Consider the following 12,512-nt stretch of genomic DNA (forward strand, 5'->3'; position numbering starts at 1 on the left):
CTCCCCGATGCTAGCTGCTCGGCGGGCGCGCGGCAGGGCTGTCGGCGACGGCGAGCTAGGCGCTGTAGCGGTGGAGCGCGGGGGCAAACGCGATAGAAGCTGCCGGGAACCCGGCCAGATTTCTATCGCGTTTGGCAGTTTCCCGTGCTTTTTCGACCGATCGGGCGCACGGCACCCCCGCGCCGCCGACGGCGAGCCAGGCGCTAGCGCTTGCGTTAGTCCCGCGATGCGTCGTCGCGCTCAGCGGGCGCTGCCTGCGACGCCCACACACCCACCAGCCGGGCCACCACGATCGTCAGGAACAGCGTTCCCACCACGGTCTCGAGCGACGCTAGGGCACGCGCCCACGGCGCCACCGGCAGGATCTCCCCATAGCCGAGGGTCGCCATGGTGACGTAGCTGTAGTAGATGAACTGCTGGAAGCGCATCTCGGTGTTCTGCGGATCGCTGAAGCTTCCCGGCGCCGCCAGCTCGATCAGCGAGAACACCGTTGCGAAGAAGCCGCCCAGGATGAGGTACACGCACACCGCCGCGAGGATCAGCGAGACCCCGCCGGAGCTCGACCTGCGGAAGACGTAGCCCATCAGCTCGACTATCAGCAGCAGCATGAACGTGCCCACGCTCAGGAGCATCCCGGCGTATGCCACCGTGCTGTGCTGGGCGAGCGCGAACCACAGCGCGAACCCGGCGAAGAGCAGCCCCACCACCATCGTCGGCGTGCACGCTCGGCCCCGGCCACGCACCACCTGCACGCCGAAGAAGATCATGCCGCCGTAGAACATCAGGTACGCGGCTGTCCACCACTCGCTGTAATGGGTGAGCGGATACCCGAACTGCAGAAGCACCACGAACGCCAGCAGCAGGCCAAGCTTTCTCTCCATGCTCGGCATCTAACCATGCACGGCGCCTGTGATAGCTTCGGCCCATGCAGTCGCCCAGTGCTGTCCTGCGCCGTACGAATAACGGTCACGTCGGGACCGTCGAGCTGTTCTTCGACCTCGTCTACGTCCTCACGATCATCCAGCTCTCCCACTTCCTGCTCTACGACCTCTCCCCGCGCGGGGCGCTCGAGGCACTGATCCTCTTCGCCGCCGTGTGGTGGGGCTGGAACTACTCGGCTTGGGCAATGAACTGGCTCGATCCGGATCATCCCAAGGTGCGGCTGCTCGTGGTCTCGCTCATGCTCGCGGCCCTGACCATGGCGATCGCCATACCGGACGCGTTCGGCGATCGGGCCGTGCTGTTCGTGGCGGGCTATCTTTTCCTGCAGCTCGTGCGGTCGGCATTCATGGTGGTCGCGTTCCGTGGTCAATTGATGGCCCGCAACTATGCCCAGCTCCTCGCCTGGAGCGTCGGATCGGGCGTGCTGTGGGTGGCGGGCGCCCTGGCGGATGATGAGGCCCGGATCTACTTGTGGATCGCCGCCCTCGCGGTCGACTACCTCGCCCCTATCGCCGGCTTCTATCTCCCGCGACTCGGGGCCACGTCGATGCTGGACTGGCCGCTCACCGAGGAGCACCTCGCGGAGCGTTGCCGCCTGGTGTTCATCATCGCGCTCGGGGAATCGATCCTCATCCTCGGCGGTGTCCTCGCCGATGCCGAGCTCGACCCGGGTACGGTCACCGCCGGCGTTGTCGGTTTCGCCTCGATCGTGCTGATGTGGTGGCTGTACTTCAGCCCGCGCCACGGAAACGTGGAGAAGGAACTCCCCTCGCACCTCTCGTCGGCTGCCATCGGCCGCGCCGCCTACACCTACGGGCACGCGTTCATGGTCGGTGGCGCCATCGTTGTGGCCGTGGGCATCGAGCTCGTGACTACCCACCCCGCCGACGCTGCCTCGTGGGCCGCCGTGCTCACCATCCTCGGCGGGCCCGCTATTTACCTCATCGGCAACATCATCTTCAACGAGTCGCGCAATCAGCAGATCCCCGCGTCGCGCGTCCTCGCCCTCGCGGCATTCGTCCTCGCCGGAGCGATCGTCCTCCTGCTCGGCGCCCCCTACCTCGTGGTGGCGCTGACTGCCCTCGGAATCCTGCTCGTCACCGGTTCGCTGACCAAGGAACTGTGGGAGCGCCCCGCGCACCGCCGTGCCGCGGTGGAGCAGCACTAGGGGCTCGGCGAAGTTTGGCGGCGGCGGCCTTCGCGGCGGCCTTGGCGGCGGCGAAGTTTGGCGGCGGCGGCCTTGGCGGCAAACGCGATAGAAACTGCCGGGAACCCGGCCTGATTTCTATCGCGTTTGGCCGTTTCCGGTGCTTTTGCCGCCACGCGAGCACCTTGCGCAGGCACCCCGCTCGCCCGCCACGCCCCCCGTATCCGCACCAGAACCCGCCACGTCGCTAGACGCGGATGCCCGCGGTGAGGATCTCTGCCGCCGCCCGGTCCCCGTGGATGGCCAGCTTATCGAGGGAGTCGCGCCGCCACAGGGCGAGCAGGAGGTCCTGGGCGCGGCCGCGGAGCGCGACGTCACCTTTCGCATGCTCGTAGGTGGCGGCGGCCTGTCCGTCGGCGAAGCGGATCATCCATTCGGCGCGGTCGGTGTCGGTGCCGTGGATGTGCACGCTCCGGCCGTCGAGGTCGGCGCAGACCGTGCTGCCTTTCGCGATCGCGCGGGGGATCATCACCTGGCACCATTCGTCGATCCCATCGGCGGCGGCTACCGGATCGGCATCATCGGGGCTGCCTCCCCCGGCGGCGTTCAGCGCGTAGGCGATGTCGAACCGATGGATCGTCGCCTCGTGGGCCTGGCGGCGCGCCCACCACGCCACGGCTCGTGGGCCGAGGAAGGTGGTCGTGGGCTGATCCGGGTCGCGGCGGGCCAAGTCGTCGGCGAGCTGGGTGACCGCATCGCGGTAGGCCTCGATGCAGGCCTCGCCGCGCGGCATGACCGGCATCGCGGAGGGATCCGGCATGGGCGCGCTCGCGGGCAAGCGAAGCGCTGCGAGCACCCAGGAATGGACTTTCGCGGTGTGCCGCACGACATTCTCGACCGTCCAGCCGGAGATGGTGGGCACGGGCAGCGCCAGGGCGCCCGGGCTGGTGGCGGCAATCCGGTCGCCCTCCGCGCGGAGGACGGCGATGAGGTGCTCGGCGGGCACTGCGGGGCCTGGTGCGTCCAGCGGTGACGCGTCGCTGTGATTGTCTGCCATGGTGACCGACCCTACCGGTGCGCAGGATCCAAGCGAATCGGCCATACTGGACGCCCCGGCTGCTCGAGAACCGTGAGGTGCACCATGGCGAATCGTCGCCGCCCGTCTCGTCGTCCGATCCTGCTCGCGATCGCGGCGATCCTCCTGGTGTTGCTCGTGGTGCTGCTCTACCTGTTCCAGCCGTGGAAGCTGTTCGTCGATGAGACCGTGGACGAGGCAGCGCCGTTCACCGCGGCCACTACTACCGCGGCCACTACTACCGCGCCCGCGGCCCCAGGCTCACCAGAGACCGACCCACCGGCGCCGGCCCGCACGGAGCCACGCATGATCGCCCGGGGCACCTTCATCTCCCACGAGCACGCCACCTCGGGCAGCGTCGTCATCTATGAGTCCCCGGATGGATCGCGGGTGCTGCGCATCGAGGATCTCCGCACGTCCAACGGGCCTGACCTGAAGGTGTGGCTGACCGACGCCCCGGTGATCGAGGGCTTCGCAGGCTGGGGCGTGTTCGACGATGGCCAGTACGTTGACCTGGGCGCGCTGAAGGGCAACATCGGCAGCCAGAACTACGAGATCCCCCCGGACGCCGACCTCACGGAGCTGACGAGCGTCTCGGTGTGGTGCGCGCGCTTCCGCGTGTCGTTCGGGGCAGCCGAGCTCCTTCCGGTGTGACGGCGCGCTAGGGTCGGTCTCATGTGCGTGATCTTCGTGGCGTGGCAGGTTCATCCGGGTTGCCCGTTGATCGTGGCGGCGAACCGCGACGAGTTCCACGAGCGCCCCACCGAATCAGTGCACTGGTGGGCTTCCGAGCCAGAGATCCTCGCGGGCCGGGACGCGAGGTCGGGCGGCACCTGGTTGGGCGTGACGCGCACGGGCCGGTTCGCGGCCGTCACGAACTATCGTGGCCCCGACGAGGCGGCGGGCACCGTCTCTCGCGGCGACCTACCGGTCCGGTTCCTGCTGGGCACCGCCACCGCCGGGGACTACGCGGCCGGGGTCGCGGCGGCCGGGGACGAGTACGCGGGCTTCTCGCTGCTCGCCTCGGACGGGAACGAGCTCTGGTATGTCTCCAATCGTGGTGACGGCGCCCCGCGCGCGGTGGAACCAGGGTTCCACGGCTTGTCCAACGCCAACCTCGATACGCCCTGGCCGAAGGTCGAGGCCGGTCGTGCTGCGTTCGCCGAGGCAGTGGGGGCGGATCCGGATCCGTTGGGCGGGGGTGCTGGCGCTGACCGGTGCCTGAGGTTGCTGCGCAATGCCGATATCGCTGTGGCCGATCTCCCGGATACCGGCTTCTCCGAGGAGATGGAGCGGGGCTTGTCGAGCATCTTCGTGGAGCTCCCCGGCTATGGGACTCGTAGCAGCAGCGTCCTTGCCCTGCGCGATGGACGAGGCCGTTTGGTGGAGCGACGCTTCGGCGCGGATTCAACAGTGCTCGGGACCTCCGCGACGGAGTGGTGAAGCGCCGCCCAGCGAACTGGCTGCTCAGCGAGTGCTGGCCACGATGCCCTCGGCAAGGTCCCCGAGATCCACAGCAGTGAGTCCGGGCCATCCGTGCAGCATCGCGACGAGATCGTCGGGAAGGCTGCTCGCGCCCCAGCGGGCACCAACGAGCATTCCGGTGATCGCAGCGGTGGTGTCGGTGTCGCGGCCCGCGCGGACCGCTCGCTCCATCGCCTCGTGCGCATGAGTGGGCGCGCCCGCATCGGTGGTGGTGATCGCCCACCATGCGGTTTGCAGCGCGTGAACGACCCAGCCATTGCTGGCGAAGTCCGCGGGGCTGCCCGTCTCGGCCTGATCGAATAGCGGTGACCAGTAGGAACGGGTCGATCCCGCGACGCCGTCAAGGTAGGCGCGCGCGCCATCGAGGGTGCCAGTGAGCACTGCGTGGCGAATGGCTGACGACCAGATCTGGCACGCCTCCCGCGCCCGCTCGTCGTCGTGGGTGAGGTCGCTGACCAGCGCGGCAGCATCCGCGCATCCTTCGGGGTCGTGGAGGTAGGCGAGACCGATCGCGGCGGTCCGCATGAGCGATCCATTGCCTCCCTTGAGGCCGGTGATCGCGCTGGCCCGTCGTGCCATGGATGCGGCGTCCGGACCAGCTTCGTGCAGCACGCGCGCGGTCTGGTTGCCGATGTCCTTGGGTTCCGAGCGCAGCCAGTCGAGGAATCCTGCCGCGACGGCATCGAGGCCTGCTGCGGCGCGCAGGTCCAGGCCGGAGTGGGCGGCGCGGGCGACCGCGATGGCCATGCTGGTGTCGTCGGTCCACTCCCCGGGGGCAAACGGGCCGATGCCGCCACCGATCATGCCGATCTCATCGCTGGGCGCCGGGTAGGTGAACTCATAGCCCGCGCCCAGCGCGTCACCGAAGGCGCAGCCGATCAGGGCGCCGCGCGCTCGATCGAGGACGTTTCCGGACCATTGCTCGCGTGGATCCATGCCACCCTGCTTCCTTGTCGATGTGGTTTCCCGAGGCTATCCCGGGCGGTCGGTGGTTGACGGGAATGACCCCCAATCGGCCCGCACCAAGATCACATGGTGATAACAGTCACAGGTTTCTCGTAACAACGCGCCACCCAGGGTTGATCAACAACACGTCACGACACGCAAGTCTTGCTGCCGCCCAGCGCGGCACACGGAGGGGGAGCTACACGATGATTTCTGCCCGCAACACAGCACTGACGGCCTTGCTAGGGGTCGCGCTGCTCGCCGGTCCCGCATGCGGATCGGGCGTCGATGTCACCCCGGTATCGGGGTCGTCGAGCGCCAGCCCTACCGAGAACGTGATCGACAATGGCCAGGACGCCGGGCCGCGCGCGGACGGAAACAGCACGGGTGGCGCAAGCACTCAGGGCTCCGGCGCGAGCGTCCCGGGGAGCGAGGCCCCCGCTACTGGCTCGCCAGCCTCGAGTACCTCTGGTCCCGGCTCCATCCTCGTCGAGACGAAGACGTTCTCCGGCGCCGCTATCCCCAGCGTGCCCGTCTCCCTCATGCTCGCCGCGGAATGCGACGCCGCCAACCGTGACATCCCGCTCGGCGCGGACTTCACGACGATCTACGACGGCGTCACCAATGCCGCGGGCGAGGCCCTGTTCGCCGACATGCCGCTCGGCTGCTACCGCGCCAACATGGATGTGCCGCAGAACACCAACCCCGTTCCCGAGGGAATGCACACGGTGATCCTGACCGAGGCGATCCCCGACCAGTCGTTGTGGTTCCGCTTCACCGATGATCCCATCGGCGAGGGCAACCTGCGCCTCGGCCAGATCTTCGTGCGCGACAGCGTGGGCAATCCGATCTCCCGCGCGGCACTCGAGCTGGAGCAGTGCGGCACCAGCAACCGCATGACCACGGTCAACAGCGACCGGGAGGGCCGCATCCTCCTTGAGGTTCCGCGCGCCGAGTGCTACACCGTTGTGGGTACCTCCGGCACCTCCGAGTGGACCCTGACCAGCCGCCCGGTGATCGATAGCGGAACCAGCAACTTCGCCCTGGACATCGTTCTCGAGCGCGCGGGCACCGAGCCCACGTGCGAGGCGACGGCGATCGAGGCCGATCTGGCCCTGCCCTACGAGTACGGCACCACCCCGGTGTCGGTGGATTGCGCCGACGGCTGGGCCGCGATCCGCTGGCCCGAGTCCCCCGGCGACAACCAGCGGCTGGTGCAGCTCGTAGACGGCGAATGGACCACCTACATCGGGTTCCCGCACCAGCAGTGCTGGGCCGAGGCGCGCGGCAACGGCGTGCCCGACCGCTTGCAGAAGTACTTCCAGGAGTGCTGATCCCGCGATAGGGATGCCGCGCGGTGCCCTGGCCAGTCCTTTGGGACGGTCGGGGCACCGCCTGCTCGCATGGTGGCCAGTCGCTCAATCCCGGAGCGGAGCTGGAGGCCGGAAGTGCCCGACCGCGCGAACCGCAATAAGCGCGGCCACGACAGAGAGCCCGGCCGCGCTCATCAACCGGTAGCGGAGCTTCTGCGCGCATCTGGTCTCCAGCCAGGTTTGCGGAACCGGGCTGTAGGACTCGTTCGGCGGGCCCCGCACCACGGAGACGGTCAGCTCGCTGGCCTCCACCGGTGCCACCACCGAGCCACACTGCACGACGCGCGCGCCCACGCTATCCACCGGAAGATTGGCCGGTGCGCGGATCACCGCCACGCTGAGCCACACGGCCGGAGCAGCCAGGAGCACGCAGGCGATGCCGGAGACCAGCGAGAGCCGCGTGCGCCGACGCCGCTGCCACCACATCCCGGTGAGCCCCGCAGCGACAGCGGCGAACAACAGCCACTCCACCCACGTGACGGTGCCCGCGAGCCGGTAGCCGAACGCGAGCGCCACCAGCCAGAACGCCGCGGTGAGCCACTTCGTGCGTGATCGTCCGCTGCGTTGCCGCGTGACGCCCTCCCGGGCAGCCACTATTCGGGGACGGCCGAGGCCGGGTCGGTGCCCACGAAGTCGTGCGGGAGGCTCGTGCGCGCGGCCCTCAAGTACGCATACGGGGTGTGGCGGCCGAAGTTGACCACGCGCGAGGTGTAGACGTCCGCGAACTTCTCCACCTGCCGGGCGAAGAGGCTCTTGTCATTGCCCGCTCGCATCAGGGGACCCCACGCTGTGTTGCCGATCGCTCCGGCGGCCTGCGCTAGCGGCGCGATCTCCTGGTCGAGCGCGCGCAGTTCCCCGTACAGGGCGCTCATCGCCGAATCCGCGGGCTGGGTCGGTTCGCCGCTGGCCTGCGCGCGCGTTCGATCTAGCCGCGCATGGGAGAGCTTGTCCTCGACATCGACCTTGTGGGCCATGAGCGCGCGCAGCTTCCGCTCGTCGTCGACGAACGCGGCGGCGTCCGCGATCTCGGCCTCGAGCTCGCGCATGATCAGCGCGGTCCTCCAGCGCAGGACCGACTTCGACACATGCACGTCACCAAAGAGGTGGTCGCCGACGTAGAGGATGTTCGCCCCATCGAGGTCGAGGCTCCGCTCCACGAGGCGCGCGCACCCGCCGTGATACACGCCGCCTTGCTCGAGCAGGCCCTGGTGCGGCTCGAGCAGGCTGCGCTGCTCGTCGACGACCCGGAACACCGGCGGCTCCTCGGCGAAGAACCGCGGCTTGGCGGCGGCCACCACCACGATGTCGAACAAGTCGCGCCAATTGCCGCTCGGCACGTGGCGATCGAACGCGTAGCTCATCATCGCGCGGGTGTAGAACCATTCGCTGTTGGTGATCAGCAGCAGCTTCTTGCCCGCGAGGCGCTGGTCCATGAGGGTCTCGGCGGTGTCGGCATCGAGGTCGCAGAAGCGGTCCGGGTCCGCGATGATCTCCGCCTTGAGCGTGCCCATGGTGTGCGACATGTCGAGCGCGGACGAGACGAGCTTGAACAGTTCGTCGTAGCCCACCGGTTGCTTGATCTCGCCCGCGTCGAGCAAGTCCACGAGCTGCGCGTAGAGCGCGGCCTCGGAGATGGAGAACAGCGTGTTGAGGAACCGGAAGCGTGGCTCGGCGAGGTCGACGAATACGCCATCGTAGGCGCGGCGGAGCTCGTCGAAGGTGAGCTTGCGGGTGCCATGCTGGGCCTGGATGACATAGCCGAACCGGGTGGCCTTGACGAGGTTGCCGAGATCGAGATCGAGGGCGAGGCCCTGCAAGTACTTGTCTGCCTCGAAAACGAGGTCGCCGACCGGGTAGCCGCGATCAGCGAGCGAGCGGCGCGCATGCTCGAACGCTGCGCCCTCCCACACCTCGGTGCGGTAGTTGAGCAGCGTGTAGTCCATGTCGTAGCCGATCGCGCCGACCGATCGGAGGTTGAGGGTCCTGTTGGCGTACACGCGTCGTCCAGGCTCGGTCACAGTTGTCGAACCTACACTTTGAGCCGGGTTCGCATCAGCGTTCTCCGCGCGTGGCCTCGTTCGTCCCTGCCGCGCTCGCGAGCGCGCGATCCGCGACACGAAACCGCTCGGGGGCTGTCGCTTTTCGCACGCTCGCGAGGCTCTGGCGGGTCACTCGAGGGTGATCTCCTCGGCGAAGCTGCCGCCGACCTGGTCGGTCCAGGTGATGGTGCCGTTCTCGAACTCGCTCTCCCAGCCGCCGTCGATGGACTGCTCATCACTGGTGGGGAAGCCGAGCTCGCCGGTGGGCCCGCCGTTCTCGATGTAGACGCGCAGGATCTCGCCCTGCACGACGTAGGTGCCGGCACTCTCGCTCCAGTAGATGGTGCCGTCCTCGAGCTCGGCCGCCATGCCATCGCCCACCTGGGCGGGCGCGGACACGAGGTCGCCCAGTTCGCCATCGAGCTCGTTGTACTTCTCGGCGATCCCGCCCTCGAGGGTCACCTCGGTGCCGTCAACGGTGGTCGCGGTCGTTGAGTCGCCATCAATCATGCTCATCGCGTCATCGGTGGCGTCACCGGCTGCGTCCATGCCGGAATCCAACGCTTCGCCGGCGGACTCGGTGGCGTCGGACATCGCATCGCCGGCCTGATTCCCAGCAGCGTCGGCGGACTCGGTGAGCTGCCCCGCGCCATCACGGATCTCGTCGCCGACGGAGTTGCCCTCATCGCCGCAGGCGGAGAGCGTCACCGCCGCCGCGAGGGCCGCTGCCAGTCCGGTCGCGCGAATCGCCGTTTGCTTCATGCATGTGCCTTTCATGGTCGTTGTGCACCAGTAGCACCGGTGCCGAACGCACACAGACAATCATATGAAGCACGCCATTAAAAGCTCATCCGGCTGCCGACAATATCCTGACACCGCGTCAAAAGGACATCGCGGGCATTGAGCCAATGCGACCATTCCACGCGAATAGTGGAGGCAATCCGGTCACCGGCACGCTTCCTCCATCTCGGCGAACTCCACGCCAATGCGCTCCTGCGGTCGCGGGGCAAGGAGCGAGACGACCACGGCAACGGCCGCGCACGCGATGAAGCCGGGCACGATCTCGTACATCGCCGAGGACAGCGCGTCGACCGATCCCCAGATGCCGACCGTCACCGCGCCGGTGATCATCCCGGCGAGCGCGCCGTGCGAGGTCAGCCCGCGCCAGTAAAGCGACAGCAGGATGATCGGGCCGAACGCCGCCCCGAAGCCCGCCCAGGCGAAGCCGACGAGCTCGAGGATCGTCCCGCTGGGGTTCACTGCGATCAATATGGCCACGATCGCCACGGCAAGCACCGCCGCCCGCCCGTACATCACGTACTTCTGCGGGGTCGCCTGCTTGCCGAAGATCTTGTAGATGTCCTCCACGAGCGCCGAGGAGCACACGATCAGCTGGGACGAGAGCGTCGACATGATGGCTGCGAGCACAGCCGCGAGCACCAGGCCAGCGATGAACGGGTGGAACAGGATCTGCGAGAGCCGCAGGAAGACCGTCTCGGGATTGGCCAGCGTCTCGGGGTTCTCGAAGAAGTAGGCGATGCCGATCAGGCCAGTGCTGATAGCGCCGAGCGAGGAGACGACCATCCAGCTGATGCCGATGCGGCGGCCCGCGCGAGCATCATCCGGGGAGCGCAGCGCCATGAACCGCACGATGATGTGAGGCTGGCCGAAGTAGCCGAGCCCCCACGCCGCGGCGGAGATGACCGCTACCACGCTGCCGCCGAAGAACAGGGACATGCGTTGCAGCTCCTCGCCCGGGCTCGCCGCGTTCTGCGCCGCATCGGCCGCGTTGATCCCGGTAGTCACCGCGTCGAGGCCGCCGAGCGCGAGGAAGGCGGCCACCGGGACGGCGATGAGAGCGGCAAGCATCAGCAGGCCCTGTGCCACATCGGTGAGCGAGGCCCCGAGGAATCCACCGAACAACGTGTAGCTGAGCGTGATGCCCGCGACCAGCAGCATCCCAAACAAGTACGAGGTGTCGAATGTGGATTCGAAGAAGACACCCCCAGCGACCATTCCTGCGGAAACATAGAAGGTGAAGAATCCAAGGATAATGAGGCCCGCGCTGATACGCAGCACGCGAGAGGTGTCCTTGAACCTGTTCTCCAGATAGCTCGGCACGGTGATCGAGTTATTCGAGATCGCGGTGTAGGCCCGCAATCGTGGGGCAACGAACCGCCAATTCAGGTAGGCGCCGATGACCAGGCCGATGACGATCCAGGATTCGCCGAGACCTGATGCATAGATCGCGCCCGGCACACCGAGCAGCAGCCAGCCCGACATATCGGACGCGCCCGCGGACAGGGCGGCGACGCCGGGTCTGAGCTTGCGCCCGGCGAGCATGTAGTCATCGAGATCGCTGGTCTGGCGGTAGGCGTAGATGCCGATCGCGATCATCGCGGCGAAGTACAAGCCGATGGCGGTGAGCTGGTAAGCCTGCATGGACATGAGGGCCTCGGATCCTGGGATCGGCTGATAGTGAGCGCCTGGCGCGCCGCGGCAGGCCGGGATGTGATGCCGGGGCGCGAGAGCGTCAAGCTACCACGCCGCCTCGACGCTCCGGGCCGTTTCGCGCAGCGCCTCCCGCACCGCAGCGACTGCCGGATGGTGGCCAGCCGAGATGCGGGTGGCGGTGAAGATGGTGCGCCGTGGAGCCCCCGCGAGCGGGACCAGCCGCACCTCGGCCGCGCGATGGACCCACACCAGCTCGGGCAGGAAGGCCACCGCGTTGCCGGACTCTACGAGCCGCACGTGCGCCTGCAGGTCGGCGGTCTCGTAGCGCACGTCCGGCTCGAAACCGGATTGGCGGCAGGCTTGCTCCGCCCAGTGCCGCGAGGCCGCGCCGTGCGGCTCCATCACCCACGGCAGGCCCTGAGCGCCGGCGACAGTGGCCACGCCCGCCGCCGGCACAGGGACAGCGAGCTCGATCGCATCATCGAGCAGGGGCTCCCGGTCGAGCCCGGGGTGGTGGGCTGCGGCGTGGCCGGGGTATTGCTCGGCGATCACGAGGTCGAACTCGCGCGCCCAGGTGTCGTGCAGCGCCTCCTCCGGCTCGTGCTGCACCATCTCCACCCGCAAGCCGGGATGGCGCTCGGCGAGCAGGCGCAGCGCGTCGGGCATGAGCGCGAGCAGGGCGGTCTGGAACACCGCGAGACGGATCGTTCCGGTCACGCTGGTGCTCGCGGTGGCGAGCTCGGACTCGGCGTGCTCGATGGCCTCGAGGATGCGCCCGGCATGCTCCACGAGCAGGTGCGCCGCGGGGGTGAGCTGCAGCAATCGACCGGTCTTGCGCAGGAGCGGCACCCCGGCTTCCCGCTCGAGGATGGACAGTTGCTGCGATACCGAGGAGGGGCTGTAGCTGAGCGCCTCGGCGACGGCGGCGATGGTGCCGCGGATGCTGAGCTCGCGCAGCAGCCCGAGGCGATGCACGTCGAGCATCACATTCTCCGATCATTCGGTTTCCCTGAAGCATATCGTTCGGAAACCATCGCTTTTCCTTCATTGAT

At 68.0% G+C, this 12,512-nt stretch carries 12 protein-coding genes; 4 read left to right on the forward strand and 8 right to left on the reverse strand.

Annotated features, from left to right (window positions below; translation table 11 throughout):
• Nucleotides 1-215: 215 nt before the first annotated feature.
• Nucleotides 216-881, reverse strand: a complete 666-nt coding sequence (locus tag HT102_RS00590) for a potassium channel family protein (RefSeq protein WP_192037478.1) — start codon at nucleotides 879-881, stop codon at nucleotides 216-218.
• A 44-nt stretch (nucleotides 882-925) separates the two neighbouring features.
• Between HT102_RS00590 and HT102_RS00595 the strand changes: the two genes are divergently transcribed.
• Nucleotides 926-2,110, forward strand: a complete 1,185-nt coding sequence (locus HT102_RS00595; RefSeq protein ID WP_192037479.1) for a low temperature requirement protein A — start codon at nucleotides 926-928, stop codon at nucleotides 2,108-2,110.
• 226 nt (nucleotides 2,111-2,336) lie between these two features.
• Here HT102_RS00595 and HT102_RS00600 read toward each other — a convergent pair whose 3' ends face one another.
• Nucleotides 2,337-3,146 (reverse strand): maleylpyruvate isomerase N-terminal domain-containing protein, encoded by an 810-nt coding sequence (locus HT102_RS00600; protein WP_192037480.1) that lies wholly within the window; start codon nucleotides 3,144-3,146, stop codon nucleotides 2,337-2,339.
• Between the two features lie 84 nt (nucleotides 3,147-3,230).
• Here HT102_RS00600 and HT102_RS00605 point away from each other — a divergent pair, with 84 nt between their 5' ends.
• Nucleotides 3,231-3,818 carry a DM13 domain-containing protein gene (locus tag HT102_RS00605; RefSeq protein ID WP_192037481.1) on the forward strand — a complete coding sequence of 196 codons (588 nt, stop codon included), beginning with the start codon at nucleotides 3,231-3,233 and terminating at the stop codon, nucleotides 3,816-3,818.
• A gap of 21 nt (nucleotides 3,819-3,839) precedes the next feature.
• Complete coding sequence (locus tag HT102_RS00610) at nucleotides 3,840-4,607, forward strand: NRDE family protein (RefSeq protein WP_192037482.1); 768 nt, start codon at nucleotides 3,840-3,842, stop codon at nucleotides 4,605-4,607.
• Between the two features lie 24 nt (nucleotides 4,608-4,631).
• Here HT102_RS00610 and HT102_RS00615 read toward each other — a convergent pair whose 3' ends face one another.
• Entirely contained in the window at nucleotides 4,632-5,585 is a 954-nt protein-coding gene (locus HT102_RS00615) for an ADP-ribosylglycohydrolase family protein (protein WP_192037483.1), read from the reverse strand.
• 215 nt (nucleotides 5,586-5,800) lie between these two features.
• On the opposite strand from HT102_RS00615, the gene HT102_RS00620 reads away from it, so the two are divergent.
• Nucleotides 5,801-6,928, forward strand: coding sequence for a hypothetical protein (locus HT102_RS00620; protein WP_192037484.1), 1,128 nt, complete (start codon nucleotides 5,801-5,803; stop codon nucleotides 6,926-6,928).
• 84 nt (nucleotides 6,929-7,012) lie between these two features.
• Here HT102_RS00620 and HT102_RS00625 read toward each other — a convergent pair whose 3' ends face one another.
• The 5 genes from HT102_RS00625 to HT102_RS00645 all read right to left on the reverse strand — a co-directional run bounded on the left by HT102_RS00625 (nucleotide 7,013) and on the right by HT102_RS00645 (nucleotide 12,444).
• Nucleotides 7,013-7,561: a hypothetical protein gene (locus HT102_RS00625; RefSeq protein WP_192037485.1), complete on the reverse strand. Its 549-nt coding sequence runs from the start codon at nucleotides 7,559-7,561 to the stop codon at nucleotides 7,013-7,015.
• Entirely contained in the window at nucleotides 7,561-8,985 is a 1,425-nt protein-coding gene (locus tag HT102_RS00630) for an HAD-IG family 5'-nucleotidase (protein WP_192037486.1), read from the reverse strand. Before HT102_RS00630 ends, HT102_RS00625 begins: the two co-directional genes overlap by 1 nt.
• Nucleotides 8,986-9,135: 150 nt before the next feature.
• A complete protein-coding gene (locus HT102_RS00635) occupies nucleotides 9,136-9,768 on the reverse strand; it encodes an LGFP repeat-containing protein (RefSeq protein WP_192037487.1) in 633 nt (210 codons plus the stop codon).
• Nucleotides 9,769-9,951: 183 nt separating this feature from the next.
• The gene (gene putP, locus HT102_RS00640; protein WP_192037488.1) at nucleotides 9,952-11,454 is read right to left on the reverse strand and encodes a sodium/proline symporter PutP; all 1,503 of its coding nucleotides are present in this window, start codon (nucleotides 11,452-11,454) and stop codon (nucleotides 9,952-9,954) included.
• A 90-nt stretch (nucleotides 11,455-11,544) separates the two neighbouring features.
• Nucleotides 11,545-12,444: a LysR substrate-binding domain-containing protein gene (locus HT102_RS00645; protein WP_192037489.1), complete on the reverse strand. Its 900-nt coding sequence runs from the start codon at nucleotides 12,442-12,444 to the stop codon at nucleotides 11,545-11,547.
• Nucleotides 12,445-12,512: the final 68 nt, after the last annotated feature.

It is taken from the genome of Lolliginicoccus lacisalsi, from assembly GCF_014841105.1.
Taxonomy (GTDB): domain Bacteria; phylum Actinomycetota; class Actinomycetes; order Mycobacteriales; family Mycobacteriaceae; genus Lolliginicoccus; species Lolliginicoccus lacisalsi.